Source organism: Myroides sp. C6-3 (genome assembly GCF_050522425.1).
In the GTDB taxonomy this organism is placed as follows: Bacteria; Bacteroidota; Bacteroidia; order Flavobacteriales; family Flavobacteriaceae; genus Flavobacterium.
This window is the reverse complement of the sequence record NZ_JBMVQP010000014.1, coordinates 1-22,609: the sequence shown is the minus strand read 5'-3', so window position 1 is coordinate 22,609 and position 22,609 is coordinate 1. Positions and strand designations below refer to the sequence as shown.

General features: G+C 37.6%; 14 protein-coding genes. 3 read left to right on the top strand and 11 right to left on the bottom strand.

Annotated features, from left to right (window positions below; all coding sequences use genetic code 11):
* From ACPDG9_RS07640 to ACPDG9_RS07610, 7 genes are all read right to left on the bottom strand, one after another.
* A complete protein-coding gene (locus ACPDG9_RS07640; protein WP_430527167.1) occupies positions 1–1,452 on the bottom strand; it encodes a TolC family protein in 1,452 nt (483 codons plus the stop codon).
* Positions 1,445–5,290, bottom strand: a complete 3,846-nt coding sequence (locus ACPDG9_RS07635) for an efflux RND transporter permease subunit (protein ID WP_430527166.1) — start codon at positions 5,288–5,290, stop codon at positions 1,445–1,447. The genes ACPDG9_RS07640 and ACPDG9_RS07635 overlap by 8 nt, the downstream gene beginning before the upstream one ends.
* Positions 5,291–5,563: 273 nt before the next feature.
* Positions 5,564–5,992: a hypothetical protein gene (locus ACPDG9_RS07630; RefSeq protein WP_430527165.1), complete on the bottom strand. Its 429-nt coding sequence runs from the start codon at positions 5,990–5,992 to the stop codon at positions 5,564–5,566.
* 177 nt (positions 5,993–6,169) lie between these two features.
* Positions 6,170–7,024 (bottom strand): hypothetical protein, encoded by an 855-nt coding sequence (locus tag ACPDG9_RS07625; RefSeq protein WP_430527164.1) that lies wholly within the window; start codon positions 7,022–7,024, stop codon positions 6,170–6,172.
* A gap of 423 nt (positions 7,025–7,447) precedes the next feature.
* Positions 7,448–8,530: a lipase family protein gene (locus ACPDG9_RS07620; protein WP_430527163.1), complete on the bottom strand. Its 1,083-nt coding sequence runs from the start codon at positions 8,528–8,530 to the stop codon at positions 7,448–7,450.
* Positions 8,531–8,783: 253 nt separating this feature from the next.
* Positions 8,784–9,485, bottom strand: a complete 702-nt coding sequence (locus tag ACPDG9_RS07615) for a LuxR C-terminal-related transcriptional regulator (protein ID WP_430527162.1) — start codon at positions 9,483–9,485, stop codon at positions 8,784–8,786.
* 363 nt (positions 9,486–9,848) lie between these two features.
* Positions 9,849–12,725: a tetratricopeptide repeat protein gene (locus ACPDG9_RS07610; protein WP_430527161.1), complete on the bottom strand. Its 2,877-nt coding sequence runs from the start codon at positions 12,723–12,725 to the stop codon at positions 9,849–9,851.
* Between the two features lie 362 nt (positions 12,726–13,087).
* Between ACPDG9_RS07610 and ACPDG9_RS07605 the strand changes: the two genes are divergently transcribed.
* Both ACPDG9_RS07605 and ACPDG9_RS07600 read left to right on the top strand, forming a co-directional pair.
* Positions 13,088–13,654, top strand: coding sequence for a hypothetical protein (locus ACPDG9_RS07605; protein ID WP_430527160.1), 567 nt, complete (start codon positions 13,088–13,090; stop codon positions 13,652–13,654).
* Between the two features lie 236 nt (positions 13,655–13,890).
* A complete protein-coding gene (locus tag ACPDG9_RS07600) occupies positions 13,891–16,077 on the top strand; it encodes a glutamine synthetase III (RefSeq protein WP_430527159.1) in 2,187 nt (728 codons plus the stop codon).
* Positions 16,078–16,377: 300 nt separating this feature from the next.
* Here the strand turns inward: ACPDG9_RS07600 and ACPDG9_RS07595 are convergent, their stop codons facing one another.
* Genes ACPDG9_RS07595 through ACPDG9_RS07585 form a run of 3 tightly spaced genes read right to left on the bottom strand, consistent with a single transcriptional unit; the run spans position 16,378 to position 21,815 of the window.
* Positions 16,378–19,485 carry an efflux RND transporter permease subunit gene (locus tag ACPDG9_RS07595; RefSeq protein ID WP_430527158.1) on the bottom strand — a complete coding sequence of 1,036 codons (3,108 nt, stop codon included), beginning with the start codon at positions 19,483–19,485 and terminating at the stop codon, positions 16,378–16,380.
* A gap of 20 nt (positions 19,486–19,505) precedes the next feature.
* Positions 19,506–20,600, bottom strand: a complete 1,095-nt coding sequence (locus tag ACPDG9_RS07590) for an efflux RND transporter periplasmic adaptor subunit (RefSeq protein ID WP_430527157.1) — start codon at positions 20,598–20,600, stop codon at positions 19,506–19,508.
* Between the two features lie 18 nt (positions 20,601–20,618).
* A complete protein-coding gene (locus ACPDG9_RS07585) occupies positions 20,619–21,815 on the bottom strand; it encodes a TolC family protein (protein ID WP_430527156.1) in 1,197 nt (398 codons plus the stop codon).
* Positions 21,816–22,068: 253 nt separating this feature from the next.
* On the opposite strand from ACPDG9_RS07585, the gene ACPDG9_RS07580 reads away from it, so the two are divergent.
* Positions 22,069–22,191 (top strand): IS3 family transposase, encoded by a 123-nt coding sequence (locus ACPDG9_RS07580; protein ID WP_430527155.1) that lies wholly within the window; start codon positions 22,069–22,071, stop codon positions 22,189–22,191.
* 140 nt (positions 22,192–22,331) lie between these two features.
* On the opposite strand, the gene ACPDG9_RS07575 is transcribed toward ACPDG9_RS07580, so the two are convergent.
* On the bottom strand, positions 22,332–22,556 hold the full coding sequence (locus ACPDG9_RS07575; protein ID WP_430527154.1) for a hypothetical protein: 225 nt from the start codon (positions 22,554–22,556) through the stop codon (positions 22,332–22,334).
* Between the last annotated feature and the right edge of the window lie 53 nt (positions 22,557–22,609).

Below are 22,609 nucleotides of genomic sequence, written 5' to 3'. Positions count from 1 at the left end.
TTATAAATCGTTAGGAGTAGCCGTAATATTTTCAATGGAAGCTACCAGTGTATTGTAATTGGCAATGGCCTCCGCTTTTTTAAGCTGATAATCCAACAACTGACGCTGTACTTGGATGACATTCGTCAAGTCGCTTTTGCCTGTTACAAATTCCTTAACGATGAGGTTAAAGGTTGTCTCTGCTAAAGTGGACTGTTTGTCAAGGAGTGTAATTGTGCGTTCAGCATCTTCTACTTGATTTTTAAAACTATAGTAAGAAGCAACTAGGGTATTATAGGTGTCTTTGTACTTTTCCTCGCTGGATTTCCACCATTTTTTACCTTCTTCTTGTTGCGCTTTGTATTTTTTTCTGAATATAGGAAGCGAGAGTGTAACCATGGGCATGATCATATCTTTTCCATTCATATCGCCCATTGCCAGCATAGGATCATTGGTTTTTCCTATAATCATGTATTGGACACCCAATCCCAACATGGGGTAACTCATTTTTTTATCCATTTCAGCTTTGGCTTGATACGCTAATCCTTCTTCTGTTAGCATGGCTAACATGGGATTATTCGTTTCGATCATCGTCTGTGCTTCTTCATCCGTCAAGAAAAAAGGTACTTTATCAATCGTTTGAGGAACTGTTACAGCCGTTTGAATCTCTTGGTCGAGTAGTGCGTTAAATTTTGCCTTTTCGGCTTTTATTTGCGCTTGCAAGCTTTCGATGGTATTTTCAATTTCAATCGTTTCCAAGCGGATACGCAATACATCCGACATACCAGAGCCATTGCCACCACTGCTCATTCCGCTCATTGCACTACTAGAGGGAGTAGGAGAGGAAGTAGCAGTATTTGCAGTAGATCCGCCTCCCATTGCCATACCTCCCATACCACTGCTACTTGTGTTTGTTGTGGTAGAAGGTGCGCTTATCGTCATGCTGTTGGAAGCTGTTGCTCCGGAAGGAGCAGAAAATTTTTGAATTGCCAATTGCTCTAGTTGTTCTAAAAGCGCTTTGTTCTGCTGGGCATTGTGAACTTGCTGCTGTAGTTTCTGTAAGACATACCATTGGGTGTGTACTTGTAAAATGACCATTTCTCGTGCTTCTCTATACTGTTGCAATTGCATACTTGCCATGTGATGCGCTTCTTTTTTGGCTGATTTTTTCGTGCCAAACCAAGGAAGCATTTGCATTAAGGTAAGGTCGCCAATTTGTCTTCCTCCCACAATATCCATCGGTTTTGTATAGAAACCCATCGACAGTTCAGGATCGTCAAAAGCACCAGCCTGTGGAATCTTATCTAGAAATGCTTCATACGCTAAACGCTGTGCTTGTAGTCCTGGATTTTGTTCTAGGGCTAATTGAGTATAATAAGCCAATGAATCCACCTTACTTTCTTGTGCCCATAATGTCGTAGTAGAAGGAAATAATCCTCCAATAACGAAAAGTATTGCATATATCTTATTCATTTTCAATGGTTTTTTCAGTTGATTTTCGTTCTTTTTTAATCGCCCATTCCCTCCACCAACATTGAAATACAGGAACGACAAACATCGTCATAGATTGGATGAGCATACCTCCAAAAGTTGGAATTGCCATGGGAATCATAATTTCTGCTCCTTTTCCTGTGGAGGTCATCACAGGTAGTAAGGCAATCAAGGCCGTAGCAGTAGTCATAGCTGCAGGGCGAACACGTTTAAGACCTGCATATACAACGGCTTCTCTAATCTCGTGTTTGGTTTTTGGATTGCGTGCCTCAAAAGTATCGTGGATATACGTCCCCATTAATACCCCGTCATTGGTAGCTAATCCAAAGAGAGCAATGAAACCTACCCAAACGGCAATACTCAAATTGATGCTGTGCATTTGGAATAAATCACGCATATTCATATCGCCAATAGAGAAGTTCATAAACCACGGTTGTCCATAGAGCCATAGCAAGATAAAACCACCAGCAAAAGCTACAAAAACACCTGAAAAGTGGATTAATGACGCTGTAATTGTTTTAAATTGGAAGTACAAGATCAACAGAATCGCCAATAAACTCATTGGGACAACGTATAGCAGACGTTGTGCCGCTCGTTCTTGTTGTTCGTAATTTCCTGCAAAAGTATACGTTACTCCTTTGGGTAAGGTTAATTCCCCTGAAGCGAGTTTCGTTTTTAGTATTTCATCGGCTTCGCGTACCACATCTACTTCTGCCTTTCCGCTAATTTTGTCGAAAATAACATAGCCCAATAAGAAGGTATTTTCACTTTGAATCATTTGCGAACCTTTAGCATAGGTAATATCCGCCACATCACTTAAAGGAATTTGAACACCGGTAGCTGTAGGAATTAATAATTTCGCTAAAGCGTCTGGGTTGTCTCTTAACTCACGAGGATAACGCAAGCGGACAGGAAAGCGTTCACGTCCTTCAACTGTGGTGGTTAATTGCATACCACCAACTGCAGCTTCAAGTACTTCTTGTAAATCTGCAACGGTAATACCATAACGCGCCATATTGTTTCGATTCAGGTGAATCTCCACATAGGGAGCACCTACAGCGCGATCATAGAATACGGTAGAAGCCATAATAGAAGGAATGTCTTTAAGTGCTGTTTCTAGCGCTTTACCACCCTCCTCAATCGATTCTAAATCCGGACCAGAAACTTTCAGTCCCATAGGAGCGCGCATTCCTGTTGACAACATCACTAAACGCGCTTCAATCGGTTGCAATTTAGGTGCGGAGGTGAGTCCAGGAAGGTGAGAGACGTTGACAATTTGTTGCCAAATGTCATCTGCACTTTTGATCTCAGGTCGCCATTGACGGAAGAATTTTCCTTTTTTATCGGGAATCAAACTATCTCTAGGTATTTGTCGATAACCATGCGCAACCGCATACGTAGAACCATCTATAAGTTCGAATTCTCCATTTTTTGCTACTTTAAAACGCTCGCGATGCCCTGCTTCGTCCAAGAAGTATTCGGGTTTATACGCAATGGTGTTTTCGAACATTTGCGTAGGAGCAGGGTCTAGTGCCGAATTTACTCGTCCCCATTTACCAATGGTCAATTCGACTTCGGGAATATGTTGAATGCGTTTGTCGAGCGTGCGAATAAAGTTTAGATTTTGTTCAATTCCCGTATGAGGCATACTCGTAGGCATTAACAAGAAAGAACCTTCATTTAAGCTCGGCATAAATTCTTCGCCTATACCCGGAAAGGCTTGGGATGATTTTTGCCAAAATGCAGTTTGTCGTATGGATTTCCAACCTACAGTTTCAAATCCTTTCGCAACAAATCCAAAAGAAGTGTTGAAACCCAACCAAACAAGCATACCAAAAATAACCGTAATAATCGGAATGGTTATAAACTTCCAGCGATTAGCTAAAGCCCAACGCAAGATTTTTTCATAGTAAATAACCAATAGCCACAAAATTCCCAAAATACTACCAATGGCTAGAATCACAAAAACAAAGTTGAGACCAGTACTCGCTTGTGTACCTAGCGGTAGCCACTCAATAGCGAGGTAATAAACCGCTATAGATAAGGTAATTCCAATATTGATATAGTTGGCTACTTTTTCGTTTCTCCATTTGGGGGTGTATAGGTTGTTAATTCCCACAAAGGTCAAGGCAATTGCTGTAAAAACACCAGTGTAGATCCAAAGGGCAATACCCAATATACATAATGCATAATTGGCAATTTTACGCACTTTAGTTTTGTTTATTTTAATCGAATAGATATAGTAGGCTAACGTCGGTAAAATGATAATACCCAAAAGGAAAGCTGAGATTAAAGCAAAGGTTTTCGTATAAGCTAAAGGTTTGAATAACTTACCTTCTTGAGCTTCCATGGCAAAAACAGGTAAGAAACTGATGATTGTCGTTAGCATAGCTGTTGATAACGCACCAGAAACTTCGGAAACCGCCTTGACAATCAAATTGACAAAAGCTTTCCCTTTGCTTTCAATTCCATTGGCTCGTTCTTCTTCCATATGCCGAATGATACTCTCAACAAAGACAACGCCAACATCGACCATTACACCGATGGCGATGGCAATTCCGGACAAAGCGACGATATTGGCTTCAATTCTCATGTACTTCATGATGATAAAAGTGGCCAATACCCCAATAGGTAAAATACTAGATATGATTACAGAAGCACGTAAATTAATAACCAATACAATCACCACAATAATACAGATGAGTATTTCATGGGCAAGTGCCGTTTCTAAGGTTCCGATGGTTTCTTTAATCAAACCAGAGCGATCGTAAAAAGGAACGACCGTTACTTTTGAGACAGTGCCGTCTGCTAAGGTCTTTTGTGGAAGTCCGGCTTCCATTTCTTTAATCTTGCCTTTCACGTTGTTAATGACTTCCATGGGATTTGCCCCATAACGCGCCACAACAACACCGCCAACAGCCTCAATACCTTCTTTGTCTAAACCTCCACGACGAGTGGCAGGACCTAGGTTGACCACGGCAACATCTTTGATCTTAACGGGGACATTATTTCGAACGGTAACCACAGCATCTTCTAAGTCTTGAATACTCTTGATGTAGCCCAAACCGCGAACGAGGTATTCTGCTTGGTTGATTTCAATAGTTTCTGCGCCAATATCTAGGTTACTCTTTTGGATAGCCGTCATAATGTCCATAATACTAACATTATACGCCCGCATGGCATCGGGTTTTACCTCTACTTGGTATTCTTTGACATAGCCTCCTATTGACGCTACTTCAGATACACCTTCTGCGGAAGCCAGACTATATTTAGCGTAAAAATCTTGAATGGTACGCAGTTCATCGGGATCCCATCCACCAGTAGGTTCCCCTGTTTGGGGATTGCGCCCTTCTAAGGTGTACCAGTAAACCTGACCTAAGGCAGTAGCATCTGGACCTAAAGTTGGAATTACACCTTCTGGAAGTGTTCCCGAAGGCAGAGAATTTAATTTTTCTAAAATACGCGATCTACTCCAGTAGAATTCGACATTTTCTTCAAAAATGATGTAGATGAAAGACATGCCAAACATCGAACTACTTCGAATGGTTTTTACACCCGGAACCCCTAGTAAAGAGGTGGTTAAGGGATACGTAATTTGTTCTTGAATATCTTTTGGCGATCTACCCATCCATTCTGTGGCGACAATTTGTTGATTTTCACCAATATCAGGAATAGCATCTACAGGAACAGGATCACTTGGCAAAAGGTTTTGATGCCAAGTAAAAGGGGCGGTTACTAAGCCCCATATCATAACGACAATTAGGATCAACATCGTAATTAGTCGATTATGAAGGAAATACTTAATGATTTTATTAAGCATATTTGATGTCTTTAAAGTGTTAATGATACGCAATAAGAAACACCGATTGTATTGCTTTATTTCACAGAAAAAAGGTGATTCATGCAACTGACCTTAGTAAAGGTAAATAAAATACAAATACAACCAGTTGATTATAATGAAGTTGTAATCAATTTAAACCTAAATAAAGCTATTGAAGTGTTTCTATAAATAAAAGTGAGAATAGGCTAGGTAGCGTCTCAACGGATGGAGAAATACCCAAGAGAATAGAGACTCCCTAAACCTAAGAAGGTATCATATACGATAAGTACAAATATAAGAAAGCCGGTCGACGGAACTGAATTTGAATCCATCAACGGCAGTAGGAATTGCATAAGCAAGTGTTAGATCAACTGATTTTAAATCGGTCAAGTAGTTTGAGTTAAACCACTTGGTGCGTATAGCTGCTTTTTTTTCTTTAGTCGTAGGTGCTGCTTCAGTTTGCTCAACCTGTAAATCCGCTTGAACTGTATTGATTCGAGCCATTGGCGAACAACAAAGCATATCAGCCATACTGTGATGACTGTCCATCCCATCGGGAGCACAACAAGGCATTACATCTTCATCCATCTCCATACAACTAGCCATAGCTGTAGTCATCTCGTTACAATTCCAACTAATAATTGGATTTGCTGTAACAAGTACAGATAAAGAAAGTAATACTATGGATAGAAATTTCTTCATTTAATGGAATGTATGATTAAAAAAAGGTACTATACCCAAAAGCAAAGATATAAAAAATAGTTTACGGTTTACAATTCAAATCTATTCAATTGTTCAATTGCTCTTGAATTGGCGGAACAGTTTTAAAAAAAGCAAAATAGTTTACGGTTGACGGTTCAAACCGTCAACCGTTCGCTGTTAACCAATATTATATCGAATAACTGCATTAGTTTTAGCATTTCTTGTACTGCTAAAAAAATGAGTTAAGCTATAAGGTGATCGCGTTTTTTCACAACTCTTTTTGATTTCTTCTATAGAGCTTTGTGAAAATAGAAGCAGTTCGAGTGATTTTAAGAAACGTTCTTTTCTTTGATAATTTGATAAGGTATCTCCATAAAAATACAAGATATTGTCGTTGAATTCTTCTAGAGATAAATTGTAGTTTTGTAAGAGAGAAAGTAGTTTTATATCATCGGCAGTTTCTGTTTCTACTAAGTTGTTATAAATAGTTTGATGTTTGTTTTTGTCTTTGAGGTAAAAGTTAAAATCCAAGAGTAAATCTTCCAAGTGGGTTTCTATTTTCAGATAGAAGAGGTTTACCGTAAATTCTTTGTTTTCTGAAATGTGAATAGTTCCTACTAAGGCGCACATTTGTTTGGTCCGATCTAAACAGTTAAAGGTTATACTTGTATAGGTATTCGCCGGTTGATGATCGTATTTATCTTTTATTTCTTGTCGAACCGCAGCAAGTATTTTGGTTTGCTTTTCCGCATTTATTTTAGAAAACTCAATGTCCCGTATTAATTCGTACGAATCATTTAACGTGATCGAAAACGGCGTATTGTAGGTTATCTTGTCTTCGCTTTTTTGAAGTTGTGCATAGTTAATATGCAGTAAAGCTTCAAAAAGAGTTGAGGTCATTGCTTTAAAATTATTGAAATGATAATGTTGAAAAGCAAGTGAGTTTAGATTTTCATGCGGAAAAATTTTGGCAAAATGCCGAACAAAGTGTTGAAGTGTACTTTGTACTTCTTCAAATAATTCAAGTTTCATAAAGTTAGCTAGTGTTGTTTGTTTGGTTGTTTGTTAAAAAATGCATGTAAATTATTAATCTAATTTTAATGCAATTTTAATGCTAGTTTAATCAGAATTTTGTAAAAATCCAAATCGAAAGGTGATGATATGATAGTTCTGTCCTGTTAAATTTATAGGGTAATCTTTGTTTTTTATATTTTTAAAAAAGAAAAGTTATTTTATTTTAGCTTTAAAAATAGATTATTTTGGTTGAACTTGAGGTAATTTTAAATTAATTTTTTTTTTATTTTTAGGATTAAAAATGTGAAAATCATAGGGGTTAGGGAAGTGAAAAAGTTTTTTTAGCCAAGAAGTGATGCTCTTTTTGGTTGCGTTTTAGATACAACAAAGGAAGCGGAATGAAGAGACCGCTTTTAAACAAGGGAAACGCAAAACTGACCGTTACTTCTTCAACAAGAACAAATAGGCATTTGGCAAGTGATGCGACATAATATGCTCTGGTTTATTGAATTGTTCTAGGTAGGCTTGATTTGTTAGTCCATCTAAGATGATGGGATTGCCACAACGGCTATAGTTGCTTTCTTGGCGATAGGTAGGTTCTTGTAGATCAGGAAGTGTTTTGTTGATTTGTTTAAATAAAAACGGTCCGAGTAATTTGGCGTAGCGCTTGACGCTCTTTTTAGTTGGGTTGTTTACGCGATTGTACAAGCCACGCGCAAACCAACGTTTAGGCCAGCTAATTTTCTTAATCGCTGTGTCTATGTTTTCTTTGCTAAACGGACTAATGGGATTAAAGTCTTGTATGCGTTGGGTGGTTGGTGGTACTTCAGGGACCCAATCTTGAGTATTGACAACAGAATAACTCCATTGAGTCATTGTTTTTTCATACTGATAAGCGAAGTAAATATTCCCCGGTTTTGGAGCTGCAAGTGTGTAAGTTTTGAATTGAATATCTCGTGGTAGAATTTCTTCTTTTTGCCATTGTTTGAGCTGAGCCGTAATTAAATAGGCAATTACCCCTCCTTGACTATGTCCTGAAATGAGGATTTCTTTGTTGTTTGTTCGGTATAAACTGTCTATTTTAGGTTTGATATCTTGGAGTAAATAAACGGAAGCAATTGTCCAACCTGCGTGTACACTCGCCTTGTCATCGTCCGAAAAACGATAGGAAACAGGTTGATCAGGCGTTAAAAAAAGAGTACCCTGGGCAGGAACCATAGCAGCATAATAATTCGCGAGCCAACTGATCCCTTTGTTCACTGAACCGCGAATAACGATTTCTGAAACACGAGACTCCTTATTATAATACAGTCCCCATTTATTGGTTAGTCCCATTTCGGGGGAGCGGTAAATATTTTCATACTGCGTTAAGAGAAAAAGCGAATCCTTGGAATAGGGCTTGTGAATATCTTCTGCTAAGTACAAGCTGTGTTCGATTTCCTCTAAGTTTGCAATGGGGTGTAAATGTTGAGCAAAGGAGACGAAATTCAAGAAGAGTAAACAAATGCACACAATCTTTTTCATGGTAAATAATCAATTTTAAAATACAATATAAATGTACAGGATTGAAGTGAGAAATGCCGTTTTTTGTGCATTTGTTTTTTTGCTATAGGGATAAAGGCATAAAGGAAGGGATCGTATTTCGGTACTTTTTTCTAAGTCCTGTCGAACATTGTTTCATCGATTTGAGAAGGTAGGAGTAGATTTTATGCAAACTTGGGGGTGAAAAACCAACAGAAATGAGACTTTCTGTTGGTTTTATCCCCAGGGGACTTGGTTATCTACCTGTTTTTTTAAATACTTCAATAAGAGAAGATGATGCTGTTTTGCTCAAAATGTTTTTGCGATGTGTTTGCGCTGTATGATAACTGATGTTTAATATAGTAGCAATTTCTTTACTTTGGTATCCCTCATGGATTAACCCTAAAACTTCTATTTCTCGTTTGGTCAAGTTAAATTTAGCATCCAAGTTGAGGCGTTTGTTGTTGAACTTGTCAATGATTTGAAAATCAGAGGTTGGTCGAACTTCATAGTCTTCTATTTTCTCATGGCGCACAAAGTTTTTAAACATTCTACCGTATTCATCTGACTCTATTGTTTGATATTGTTGCTTGATGGTGATGTATTTCCCTGCTTTTGTTTTGATTCGAAAACTATAGGAAATTGAAAATTTGAAAAGCTCTTCGTTAGTCATACGATCCCTCAACTGTAGAGAATTGTTTTCGCAGGTGTTGCAATACTCTAAATCATCAGGATGAATGGAGGAAAAAAAATGGTACATATCAAATTCGGTTGCGGTATAGCCTAGAACATCTAGAATACTGTTGCTTGTGTATTCTAAGTCGTTCAACTCACAGTTAAAGATGAAATAATAGCTGTTTTTGCTTTTACTTTTCTTTTCAGGATTTTTTGAATGCGGATGATTTAACCAGAAATCCCATTTTTGACCTAAAAGTGAAGGGGCGTTTTTTGATTTCATAGTAAAAATGTAATGTTTGTAAAGGCGCAAAAAGACAAGAGGAAATTAGTTGTCTATAGCCGATGTACTATTTTTGATCGGAAATACAAGCTTCGTTTCTTTGTTTCTTTAATGCTTTAAATCTGTTAAATAAAATCGAATGGGAACAAACGATTTTGTTTGAACCTTCTTTACAAATGTACAAGTGTGTACTAGGATTGTATTGGTAAAAATAGCGCAAAAACTAGGTGTTTTTTTAGCTTTTTTTTAATTCTATTTTTATAATGTGTTGTTTGTTAGGGTTTTGTAAAATTAAAAAACCTGTTAGGTAAACGGACCTAACAGGTTTGATATTGAACTGCTTATTGGATGAACTACGTAGTTTTATTTTCGGGTTGACGAAGGAGGGAAACCATATTGTTTTTTAAATACTTTACTAAAGTACACGGAATCTTCAAAACCAACAGCCCAAGCAACGTCTGCAACACTTTCACCGTTTTTAAGTAATTCGATGGCCTTTTCTAAGCGAATAGTTCGAATAAAGTCTGCTGGAGTTTTACCGGTGATAGTTTTAAGTTTTCGATTAAGCTGACTGACGGATAAAAATACACCTTCTGCCAATAGTGTTACCCCAAATTGCACATTGGAAATATTTGGTTCCACAAGTGCGGTGACATCGTCTAAGAATTTTCGATCTCGACTACTCAATTCTGGTGTTTCTTTTGCCGAGGGAAGGGTATTCCCTTTAAATTTTGCACGCAGTAATTCTTTAAAAGACAAAATGTTTTTTACGCGGAGTTTGAGCTCTTGGAGTGAAAATGGTTTGGTCAGGTAATCATCTGCTCCTGTTTCCAATCCGGTTAATTTATCTTTTTGTTCTGCTTTTGCCGTGAGCAATATAATGGGAATATGAGAGGTAGCTACATCATTTTTGAGGGTTTCACACAATTCAAGTCCATCCACATCTGGCATCATCACGTCACTGATAATCAAGTCAGGAAGTAATTTTTTAGCTTGAGCTATTCCTTCTTTCCCATTTGAAGCTTCTTCATAGCGGTATTCTTTACCTAAATTACGCACAATAAACGCACGCAGCTCCGGTTGATCCTCTATAATGAGAAGTAGAGGGAGTGTTGTGTTTTGCTGCTCTTCGTCTGTTTCTTCTTTTTCTTTTGCTAAAAGAATGGTGTGCGGCTCGACAATTTCAGTAGGTTCGATTTCTTCTGTTTTACTTTGGATTGAAAAGGTAAAAATACACCCTCCTTCCATAGGAGATTCAACAGAAATCTCTCCTCCATGGAGGAGAACCAACTCCTTCACTAAAGCCAATCCGATGCCTGACCCCATATACGTACGTTGACCAGGTTCATCCACTTGATAAAAACGATTAAAAATTTTAGGGAGGTGTTCAGCTGCAATACCTTGACCTGAATCCGCAATACTTACTGTTACTCGGTCTTCTGCACAATCAATAGTAACTGTGATATTTCCTCCCGAAGGGGTGTATTTAATGGCATTAGAAAGTAAATTGGTTATAATCATCGCCAAAGCTTCTGACGAATAGACAAAGGGATAGGCTGTTGCTTTTTTAGCCTTTTCAGTTTGCTCTAGGAGGAGTGAAATAGTATGCTGCTCCGCATAAGAGTGGAACGATTGTACAAGCATACTAACTTCGTTTATCACATTTCCTTTTTTGTATTTCAATTTGTATTGCCCACTTTCCATTTTGGAGAGATCCAATAACTGATTGATTAAGGTAAGTAGTCGTTTACCGTTTTGTTCGATTTCACTAAAATGCAAAAAATCTTCCGGACGTCCCTGTTCTTTCAATACTTCTACATGTCCATTGATTAAGGTAAGTGGCGTTCTGAATTCATGGGAAATATTGGTTAAAAATCGGGTTTTGAATCGTTCGTTTTCCTTAATCGTTTCCACTTCCCTGCGTTGCAATTCTAGGTTTTCTTTTTCAATTCTCAATCTTTTTCCTCTCATCTTAAAAAGGTAAATCGTTAAAACGGTTAAAAGTACCATAACCCCAAAACCAGCATAGGCAACATTGCGCTGTAAATTTTTTGTTTCGAGTTCTGCTTGGATAACAGCAGCTTTTTTATCGTATTCATAGCCCATGGATATCGCTAAGCTTTCCTTTTCATTCTCTTCGTTGATGAGGCTATCGCGATAGGAAATGTATTGCTTGTAGTTTTCATAAGCATCTCGGTAATTTCCTAAGGTACTATCAGCTTGTGTAATGTTGTAATAAATATCTCTAAAAAGACCTTTTGAACCAGTTTCGTTAGCAATAAGTAAGGCTTTTTCGTGATTTTTTTTGCTCGCAGTTGGTCGATTTAATTTAAGTTCTGCAAGTCCGATAATGGAGTAAGCTTGTGCAGCGCCCCATCTATCTCCAAATTCTTCCATCATTTTTAAGGCTATAGAAGTATTTTCTAATGCTTCTTGGTACTTATGTAATGAGAGATTAATGGCTCCAATATTAAGATAGGTACCTGCCATTCCGTATTTGTCTCCAATTTCCTCTTTTATTTTTAAGGAAGTGTAATAGTGTTCTAATGCTTCAGGCAATTGTCCTTGATAGTCATAGATAGTCCCAATATTATTGTACGATTGCGAAATACCTTGTTTATCTCCAATTTCTTTTCGTATTTGTAAGGCATTGACGTGGTTTGTTAAGGCTTCCGCATATTGCTCTTGATGGAAATAAGTAAACCCTATAGCGCTGTAGGCCATTGCTATTCCCTTTTTAAATTTGATTTCTTCATATAGTTTTAAGGCAGAGAAAAAATGCGTTAACGTTGTGGGATAATCCCCTTCATAATCATAAGTATTGCCAATCTGGATGTGAGTAAGGGCAATTTCTTTTTTTTCTCCTAGTTTCTCCCATTTTTCTAAAGCAACAAAGAGATTTTTTAGGGCTGACGGATACTCTCCTTTGTGGATGTGAACCACTCCAATGGTATTGTAAGCATTCGCTTCTCCCTGCGGAAAGTTCAGTTTTTCTGCCATTGTTAGGGCTTTTTTTGCATAGCTTGTTGCAAGCTCCAATTGTCTTTCTTGTGATAAGATATTCGCCAATTTGTTCATGCGATTTACCGTTAAGGTATCGGAAACAGAACGCTGTTGTAGCAAGGTCGTAAGCGAGTCAATTTTTCTTTGCTGAAGCTGTCCTTCTTGGGCAGAAAGAGGGAAGGAAAGTAATACAATAAAAAATAAAATCCGATAACGGAACGTGTAGAGATTGTGCATAGTAAGGTTGTTTAGTAAACCAAAAATAGATAAATACATTATATTTTCAATTGAAATAAAATAAAAATGACAGATGAGATTTTAGTTGGCGAACTGGAATATCTCAGCTAGAGTACGGGCAGTAAAATCCTTTTTTTCGATTTCATACTATTTATAATGAATTTTAATGTTGAACGAAAGATTTGAAGGAATTAAAGGTGTTTTTTATTCATTTGTTTTTTTCTTTGCCAAAAGAATCTTAGTTTTAGAAGTACTAAAAGAGCATTTTGTTACAAGCGGGATAAAAATGCTAAAAATGTCTTAACAAGTAATTCCGCGTTTGAATTAAACAATACATTTGAAAAAGATAAACAAGAAATGTTATGAAAAAATTAATGTTATTATGTGCTGTAGTGATAGGAAGTTTATTTGCAGCAAGTTGTGAAGGACCTCGTGGGCCCAAAGGGGATGGGGAGTTTTCCAACGTTTTTGAGTATCGATTAAGTTTTAATCAGAACTTAAATGCCAATATTGCGACTCAAGTGGTAAGACACTCTATTCCTGTTTACTTAGGGGATATGGTTGCGATTTATGTAATGGAAGAGACGGATAAAAATGGGGATCCAATTTGGGCGCCTCTGCCAATTCGTTTCTTTGTTGAAGATAGTGCAGCACAAAAAGACGAAGAGTTAGAGTATGTCTATAATTATGGATTAGATGATTTCAAAATTACAGCTCGTGCTACTGCTCCTTTAGGACTGTTTAATGGAAGTAAAAAAGATCCAGGCTATGTGACTGATATGATTTTCAGAGTAGTTTATATTGAAGGGAAAGATCCTATACAAAGAAGTAATGCAACCGCTATAGCAGAAGATTTACAACCGCTGAGTTATGATGAATTACTTTTAAAGTATAATTTGACTAAAGCTCCGGTGAAAAAAATGTATTAAGAAAAATGGACGAATGAAGATTCGTCCATTTTTTTTTGTTATCCGTGATCAATAGCGAATGATGATTTGCTTTTTTGTTCGTTGGTAAAAGTCTCTTTTTCGACTAGAGTATTCAAGTGTAAAGTATGAAATAAAAAAAAATAGTATAAAAAAACAGGGGGTGTGTCTTTTGTTTTTGTGTTTTTTGTTATTTTTGCATCATAAAAACAGGGGGTGTCCCGTTAAAAAGTGTATTTATGTCAACATTTCGTTTTCGAGCAATTGAAAAAGCAGCCTCAAGAAGTGCTGTGAAGGTAGAAGAACTGGGTAGAAAATCATTAATATTTGGTGATCATGTCTTTAATGACAAGTCGATGCGCCAATTTTTGACACCCGAAGCCTATCAGGCGGTAAAGAATGCACAGTTGGGCATTAAGATTGATCGTCGATTAGCTGATTACATCGCATTAGGGATGAAGGAGTGGGCACTTTCAAAAGGAGTGACACACTATACACACTGGTTCCAACCTTTAACAGGAACAACAGCAGAAAAGCACGATGCTTTTTTTGAAACGCAATTTGATGGCGATCCAGTAGAACAGTTTAATGGCGGACAATTAGTACAACAAGAACCCGATGCGTCTAGTTTTCCAAATGGTGGAATTCGCAATACATTTGAAGCAAGAGGATATACCGCTTGGGATCCAACGTCTCCAGCATTTATATTCGGATCAACCTTGTGTATTCCGACTGTATTTATTTCGTATACTGGAGAAGCCTTAGACAACAAGACCCCACTTTTAAAAGCAATCAACGCTATTGACGACGCGGCAACGGAAGTAGCGCGTTATTTTGATAAAAACGTAAAAAAAGTTACACCAACATTAGGATGGGAACAAGAATACTTTCTTGTTGATGCTGCTTTAGCTGCATCAAGACCTGATATTCTAACAACTGGTAGAACTTTATTAGGACATACAGCAGCCAAAGGACAACAACTGGATGATCACTATTTTGGATCTATTCCTACCCGTGTATTAAACTATATGCACGATTTGGAAAATCACTGTATTTTGTTGGGAATTCCCGTAAAAACAAGACACAATGAAGTTGCACCGAATCAGTTTGAGTTAGCTCCTATTTTTGAGGAAATTAACTTAGCAGTAGATCACAACTCGTTGTTGATGGATGTGATGAAGAAAGTGGCGGAGAAGCATCACTTTAAAGTGCTATTCCACGAAAAACCATTCAAAGGAGTCAATGGATCAGGAAAGCACAACAACTGGTCTTTAGCTACGGATACAGGGGTTAACTTATTGAGTCCGAGTAAAACACCAAAGAGCAATTTACAGTTCTTGACTTTCTTTATTAATACAATCAAGGCCGTAAATGACAATGAGGAGTTGTTGCGTTCAGCCATTGCTTCTGCGAGTAATGATCACCGTTTAGGGGCAAATGAAGCACCACCTGCGATTGTCTCTGTATTTATCGGACAACAATTAACGAAAGTGTTAGAAGAGTTGAAAGAAGTAACAGATGGTAAATTATCGCCAGAAGAGAAAACGGATTTAAAACTCAATGTAGTTGGTAAAATTCCAGATGTATTATTAGATAATACGGACCGAAACAGAACATCTCCATTTGCCTTTACAGGGAATAAATGGGAATTTAGAGCGGTTGGATCAACAGCAAATTGTGCAGGTCCGATGACTGTTTTAAATACTATTGTAGCCAAACAGTTGAAAGAGTTTAAGTTAGAAGTAGATCGTTTGGTAGACCAAGATGGATTGAAAAAAGACGAGGCTATATTTAATGTATTGCGTGAGTATATCAAGCAAAGTGAGCGTATTTTGTTTGAAGGAGATGGATACAGCAAAGAGTGGGAAGAAGAAGCGGCAAGACGTGGATTGAGTAACCACAAAACAACACCAGAAGCCTTAAAAGCAAAAGTTTACCCTAAGTCAATTGCTGTATTTGAAGAAATGCAGGTTATGACAAAAATAGAGGTGGAGGCTCGTTATGAAATCGAATTGGAAGAGTACGTGAAACGCATCCAAATTGAAGGACGTGTTTTAGGAGATATTGCTAAGAATCACGTGATCCCTACGGCAATTAAGTACCAAAACTTGGTGATTGAAAACGTAAAAGGATTGAAAGAAATTTTCGGAGAAGCAGAGTATAAAGAGTATGCAGAAGAACAATTGCGCATTTTAAAGAAAATTTCTTACCACATTGCACAAGTCAATACGAAAGTGGCGGAAATGGTAGATCAACGTAAAATAGCCAATGCGATTGAGGATGTAGAAGAACAGGCAACCATGTATTGCCATATCGTAAAACCGTATTTCGATATTATCCGTTACCACAGTGATAAATTAGAAATGATGGTAGACAACGAGTTGTGGACGTTGACAAAATACCGTGAGTTATTGTTTACGAATTAATTGGAAAGAGGAAATCGGAGCGAAGCGTAGATTCATCGAACACCAAAACCAATATAGAATAAGTGAGATATAGGATTAGGTGCAAAAGTTGGGGAGAGTAACAATATTTTTCCAGTCAAGTCTTCGGTTCGTATGTCACCTCGACGTAGGAGAGGTCGCATCCTCTAAATCATTTTTTGAACGTATCACTTTACTAATAGTGCCAAAAAAAGGGGGAATTGCTTTGCAATTCCCCCTTTTTAAGTTTATTTAATATGCTATAAATTATTGTTTTAAAGCTCGTCTTCTCATTTAGAACATTTACTCCTCTCTTCTTTCCTCTCCCATTTTCCCTTTATAAGCCCAATAAAAAACTTGAGGTAAAATAGTAAAAGCTAAGATCATCCCGATCAGTAATCCCCCTACAATCATAATCGCTAAGGGTTTTTGAATTTCGGATCCCATTCCGTTTGACAAAGCTGCAGGTAAGAGTCCCATAGACCCCATTAGGGCAATCATAATTACAGGTCTAATACGACTTTTAACACCATCGCGGATAGCTTCTTCTAAAGACATGCGCTTTTTGAGGTTTTCTTTCATGACCCCAATGAGGACAATTCCATCAATGGTAGATACCCCAAACAAGATAATAAAGCCAATTCCTGCGGAAATTCCAAACGTTGTACCTGTGACCCAAAGGGAGATAAATCCACCGATAAAAGCAAAGGGCAAGGTAAGGGAAGCAATTGCGGTATCTTTGACGTTGCCGAAGTTGAAGTACAGTAGAATTAGGATGAGTACTAGAGAAACAGGAACAACGAGTATTAGCTGTTTTGCTGCTCTTTCTTTACTTTCAAATTCACCTGCCCATTCCATTTTATTGATGGCGGGAAGCTGAACTTCTTTATCCACTTTTGCTCTTGCTTCGGCTATAGTACTACCTAAATCACGTCCTTCGATACTAAAACCAATCCCGATGTAACGGCTGTTTCCTTCTCGATAGATGAAAGCAGGTCCGGTGTGGTAATCAATCGTTGCTATTTCTTTTAAAGGTACCTGTTTGCCATCTAAACTGGGAATTAAAATTTCTCCAATTTTTTCAGCAGAATCGCGGTAGTCTTTGTCGAAACGCAGGACGACATCAAACATGCGTTCGTTCTCGTAAAAGGTCGTTGCTGCTTGTCCGCCAATAGTCATCGCAATGACAGCTTGCGCATCGGCGGTAGTAACGGCGTATTTAGCCATTTTTGTATCACTCAAGGAAATGCGCAATTCAGGAAGCCCAATATTCTTAAATATATTTAAATCTGTAATTCCCGGAACATCCTTGATACTTTGTGCAACTTGAGTCGCGTATTGCTCTAAATCAAATAGATTATCACCAAAGATTTTAATAACTAGAGCGCTTTTAACTCCTGCTACATATTCCTCGACGTTATCTTGAATAGGTTGACTAAAACCAAAGTTTATTCCTGGATATTTCTCTAGGGAAACGCGCATTTCTTCGAGTAATTGATCCTTAGATACGGAGCGTTTCCATTCATTTTCCGGTTTGAGTTCAGTGTGAAATTCAATATTAAAGAATCCCGTTGGATCCGTTCCATCATTGGGGCGACCCGTTTGTGTTAAGACAAATTTCACCTCGTCAAACTCGCGTAGAATTCCCTTCATCTCTTTTGCTAAACGCACAGACTCATCTAAGTTGATGCTGCTAGGTAAAGTAGCGCGAATATAGATTGCCCCTTCGTTTAATTTTGGTAGGAATTCAGATCCATAGTAATGAAATTTCACGCCACAGATTACTAAGATCAAACCAAAAAGACCAAAAGTTAGTTTTTTGTGATAAAAACTCCAATTGAACATGCTGTAGATCTTTATTTTAAAAAATCTAGAGATTGCGTTTTCTTTTTCTTCTATGTTTTTGGTCAATAAGAGCTTACACATCGCAGGTACATAGGTTAAGCTGAGGATTAGTGAGCCTAGCAAAGCATAACCTAGTGTAAAGGCTAACGGAGAGAACATTTTTCCTTCTACTTTTTCAAAAGAGAAAATAGGCATTAAGGCTACGATCAAAATCAATAAAGCGAAGAAAATATAACCAGCAACGCTACTCGCGCTTTTTCGGATCGTACCTAATTTGGACATCTTGTTGAAGCGCTTCATACCAACAACTTGCGCTTTTTTCTCTAGTCCAACAAAGACGTGTTCTACAATAACCAATGTTCCTTCTAGCAGTAAACCAAAATCTAAGGCCCCCATGGAGATTAAGTTTGCAGGTAAGCCTTGAATCTTAAGCATAATGATAGCAAATAAGAAAGACAGCGGAATTACGGTTGCAACAATAAAAGTCGTTCGCCAATTGTATAAAAAGATAAAAACAATAACGGATACTAATAAGACCCCTTCGATTAAGTTTTTGGTTACGGTATGCACGGTAGTGTTCACCAAATCAGTACGATCAATAATCGGAACTATTTTTACATTTTTAGGTAAAATACGATCGTTGAGATCTGCGATTTTCGTTTTCAATTTGCTGATCACCTCACTAGGATTTTCCCCGCGTAACATGACCACGATTCCCTGTACAACATCATCTTTATCTTGGTAACTTACCTGACCTAATCGAGGTTTGGCGTTAATTTCAACGTTAGCAACGTGTTTGACTAAGATAGGCGTATTGCCTTTTACTTCGATTAGAATATTTTCAATATCTTCGAGGTTGTCTAGTAATCCAACACCGCGAACAACATAGGCTTGATCCCCGCGTTGAATTACATCTCCACCCACGTTGATGTTGCTTTTCTCAACCGCTTCGTAAACATCCAAAGGCGATAAACCGTAGTTGACCAGTTCTGTAGGGTTGATTTGGATTTCGAATATTTTTTCTTCACCTCCAAAGCTCACAACATCCGCAACACCTGGTACAGATAGCAATTCACGTTCAACAACCCAATCTTGGATCGCTGTTACTTCTTTTATGGGTAAATCACTTTCGATAATGTAACGGAAGATTTCACCAGTAGCGCCTGAAGGCGGCTCAATTTCGAAATCAGCGCCATCGGGTAGATTGACATTTCCCATGCGATTTGACGCATACTGTTGGGCGTAAAAATCGTCAATCTCATCGTTGAAGATTACGGTTACTACAGACAGACCAAAGAGAGAGATAGAACGAACTTCCGCTTTATTCGGAATCGTATTCATTTCTTTGGAAATGGGTAAAGTGATAAATTTTTCTATTTCCTCAGCACTTCGTCCAGGCCATTGGGTAATGATACGGGCTCGCGTATTGGTAACATCAGGAAAAGCCTCAATAGGCGTATGGATATAGCTGTAAATTCCACCAAATAACAATAACAACACGCCAAAGAGCACGATGAACGTATTTTTTAGGGAAAAAGCTACAATTTTTTTGACAAATTTTTGCATTTTCTACTCTTCTTTAGGGGTTATAGATGATTGTTTAATTGTTCGTAAATTAATAATTCATTGGTGGTAATTACAGTTTCTCCTTCTTGAACACCGCTTGAAATATAGGTGAATTCCTTGTTTTTTGTAAGGGGGATAATAGGTTTGATTTGTTGATGACAAGCATCTTGATAGGTTACCACATAGTTTTGATTGTTGTCAAAAATAATAGCGTTGTTTGGCACCGCAAGGGCTTCGCCTTGGTTGTCATCGACAAGCAAATGAATTTCTGCCGACATGCCTGGGCGTAGTTTCATGTCGTGATTACCCATGACAATACGCGCTTTTAATACGCGTTCCTCTGCGTCAAAAACTTGTGAAATATTAGATATTTTTCCCTCAAATCGCTCATCTGGATAAGCAAGCGTACTCACCTGTACTTCCGCGTTGAGGTTGACATAACGCATGGATGTAGCATAAACATTGGCCATAATCCAAACATCGTTTAAATTGGCAATGGTAAATAACGGTTCATCTGTATCCGTTAACGTCATCCCTGTAACGATATTTTTGGTCACAATATAACCATCTTGTGGCGCAAGAATTTGATAAATTCCCGCTTCATTTTGTCCGTTAAACATAGCGAGATTACTCTTTGCAGCGTGTAATTTACTCTCTAAAACTTGTACCTCTTCTTCCGCTTCAAGAAGTTCTTTTTGAGACGAAAGTCCATCGTTGTACATGGAAGAAACCGATTCTAATTCGCGTTTAGCTACTTTTAATTCCGCTTCGGCTGCACGTAATTCTGTTTTGAATTCATTGAGATCGGTACTTCTGATTTCTGCTAGTAGTTGTCCTTTCTTGACAAAATCACCTAAAGAGAATGTAGCACGGAGTACAACCCCTTCTACTAGGCTATAAAAAGGAACCGTTTTATCTTGGTTGTACTCTACTGTACCACTTAAATTGATGGTTCGTTGAATGGGACGTTTTGTTACTTTGGCAAAATTTAATCCTTGGCCAATTTCTTCGGGAATACAATAGTTTTCTTTTTCTTTTGTTTGCGTTTCTTGTTTACATGATGCTAAGGTTAGCAAGGCTAATACAGCATAGCTTAGGGTATATTTTGAAGTCATTTTATTTCGTTTTTATCCTTATATATCTTTGCCAACAGCAAATTGTAAATTTTCAAGTTGTTCGTGTAATTCTTTTTTTGTTTCCAACAAGATGTTTTTATTGTCGAGATAGGCTTCAACAAAGTCTAAGTACTCGATCAGACTTACATTCTTTTTTTGGAAGTTCTTGATGTAAGCCTCGAGTAAATGGTCCAAATCACTTTCGTAAGTACTTTCAATTTGATCATATAAACTTTTGGCTTGTATATAGTTTCTCATGGCCTCAACAATGTCGTTGGCGATTTCGTTTTTCTTGGATTGTGATTCTAGTTCTGCTAGTTGAACTCCAATTTTAGCTTCTTTGATATTTCCTTTATTGCGATCAAAAATTGGAAGATCAAAAGAAAGCCCAAAGCCCACAAAGTCACGCATTATATTTCCCCCACGGTCATAGTCAACCCCTAAGGTGATATTTGGTGTGCGTTCTGCTTTTTCGATTTCGACTTGTTTTTTAGCTTGACTAATTAAGTTGTCATGTAGTAAAATATCAGGTCTGTTTTCTTGTGCATGAATAATCCAATCTTCCACTTGTAATTCGCTAACTATTTTCGTTGGAACATCAAGAATATCCGTAAGGACAATAGTTGTGTTTGATCCGATGTTGATAAAGTTTTTTAACTCTTTTAAGGCTTCTTCTAAATCTTTGGATAGATCGACAACCTCTTTTTTAAATTGAAGTTGAGCTGCTTTTAATCGGATATATTCACTTTGGCTGATATTACCTTGGGAGAGCTGATTTTTATAACCAGAAATCAGTTGCTCTGTATTGGCGATTTGTTGTTGATAAATATCGCGTTGTTGTTGTAATACTTGAATAGAAGTTAACGTATTGCGCAACGACAGTTTAGATTCGCGTAAAACCACTTCGAAATCCGTTTTTCGCTCTTCAATAGATAATTTATGAAGGTCGATTCTCTTGCGTCTTTTTCCTGCTGTTTCGATTTCTTGCTCAAGGTGTAAAGATATTTGTTGAGAAGTTCCCCAGTTTCCAAAAATAATAGGTTGTTCTTCAATATCCGTTGTTCGCCAAACATTCACTTCTGAAATTTCGAAGGATGGATTGGGCCATAAACGCGCTTGAATAAGTTGGGCTTCAGCCTGTGAAATTTCTAATTTTTTTGCCAGTAAATCTAAATTCTGCTCTAGAAATACGTGTTCTATTTCTTGTTTACTCATTTTTAGTACTTGCTGTTTCTCTTGTGCGAGGACGAGACAAGTGGAAAAAATGAATAGAGATAAGGTTATTACATTTTTAAACATGGTGCTCATAATTTATAGATCAAAATTACAAACCCTATATTATAGAGGCTTTGGAATAGGATTAATAAGATATTAAAAGTAGATTAGAATTCGATTAGAACTCCTAGCGGCAAGTGTGGATGGTACACCTTTTTGGAAGTCTTGATCCCTAGTAATAAAGGTAAGTTCTATGGGGGTAACCCAAGAGATAAAACAGTATATAAAATATTATAATAACGAGAGAATACGAATTAATTTAAATGGAATGAGCCCAGTAGAATACCGAGCTCATTATATTAAAAAGATTGCATAACTTCGTCCAACTTTTTGGGATCAGTCCAAATAAGGGTTTTTTTAAACAAACGGACTAAAACTTTTTTAAGAGGATAAATTTACTTTGTCTATTGATTGGTGAGTCGAAGAACTTAGGTTCTGCTTAAGGGGTTGTCAAGTCTACCACGTAAACATCCAATCGTCTAATTGTAAATAAATATAATTATCTGTCTTAGCACTGCGGATCAACTTCTGGTACACCTTAGCCGCCTCTACAAATTCGTAGTGCTTATAGTGACCATCGGCAATCTCCAAGGGTGTTTTGATAGGCTCTTGAGCACTTATACTTTGAGTGGCTAAAAATCCACCCAATAACAGACTTAAATAAACCTTTCTTATTTTCATTATATGTGTGTTTGGCTATTAGAAATAACGAGACGAACTTGATACTTTTTTAG

What these genes read in the sequence shown, in the direction of transcription:
- ACPDG9_RS07640 (WP_430527167.1), bottom strand. Translation starts at nt 1,452, where the DNA reads ATGAATAAGATATATGCAATACTTTTCGTTATTGGAGGATTATTTCCT.
- ACPDG9_RS07635 (WP_430527166.1), bottom strand. Translation starts at nt 5,290, where the DNA reads ATGCTTAATAAAATCATTAAGTATTTCCTTCATAATCGACTAATTACG.
- ACPDG9_RS07630 (WP_430527165.1), bottom strand. Translation starts at nt 5,992, where the DNA reads ATGAAGAAATTTCTATCCATAGTATTACTTTCTTTATCTGTACTTGTT.
- ACPDG9_RS07625 (WP_430527164.1), bottom strand. Translation starts at nt 7,024, where the DNA reads ATGAAACTTGAATTATTTGAAGAAGTACAAAGTACACTTCAACACTTT.
- ACPDG9_RS07620 (WP_430527163.1), bottom strand. Translation starts at nt 8,530, where the DNA reads ATGAAAAAGATTGTGTGCATTTGTTTACTCTTCTTGAATTTCGTCTCC.
- ACPDG9_RS07615 (WP_430527162.1), bottom strand. Translation starts at nt 9,485, where the DNA reads ATGAAATCAAAAAACGCCCCTTCACTTTTAGGTCAAAAATGGGATTTC.
- ACPDG9_RS07610 (WP_430527161.1), bottom strand. Translation starts at nt 12,725, where the DNA reads ATGCACAATCTCTACACGTTCCGTTATCGGATTTTATTTTTTATTGTA.
- ACPDG9_RS07605 (WP_430527160.1), top strand. Translation starts at nt 13,088, where the DNA reads ATGAAAAAATTAATGTTATTATGTGCTGTAGTGATAGGAAGTTTATTT.
- ACPDG9_RS07600 (WP_430527159.1), top strand. Translation starts at nt 13,891, where the DNA reads ATGTCAACATTTCGTTTTCGAGCAATTGAAAAAGCAGCCTCAAGAAGT.
- ACPDG9_RS07595 (WP_430527158.1), bottom strand. Translation starts at nt 19,485, where the DNA reads ATGCAAAAATTTGTCAAAAAAATTGTAGCTTTTTCCCTAAAAAATACG.
- ACPDG9_RS07590 (WP_430527157.1), bottom strand. Translation starts at nt 20,600, where the DNA reads ATGACTTCAAAATATACCCTAAGCTATGCTGTATTAGCCTTGCTAACC.
- ACPDG9_RS07585 (WP_430527156.1), bottom strand. Translation starts at nt 21,815, where the DNA reads ATGAGTAAACAAGAAATAGAACACGTATTTCTAGAGCAGAATTTAGAT.
- ACPDG9_RS07580 (WP_430527155.1), top strand. Translation starts at nt 22,069, where the DNA reads ATGGGGGTAACCCAAGAGATAAAACAGTATATAAAATATTATAATAAC.
- ACPDG9_RS07575 (WP_430527154.1), bottom strand. Translation starts at nt 22,556, where the DNA reads ATGAAAATAAGAAAGGTTTATTTAAGTCTGTTATTGGGTGGATTTTTA.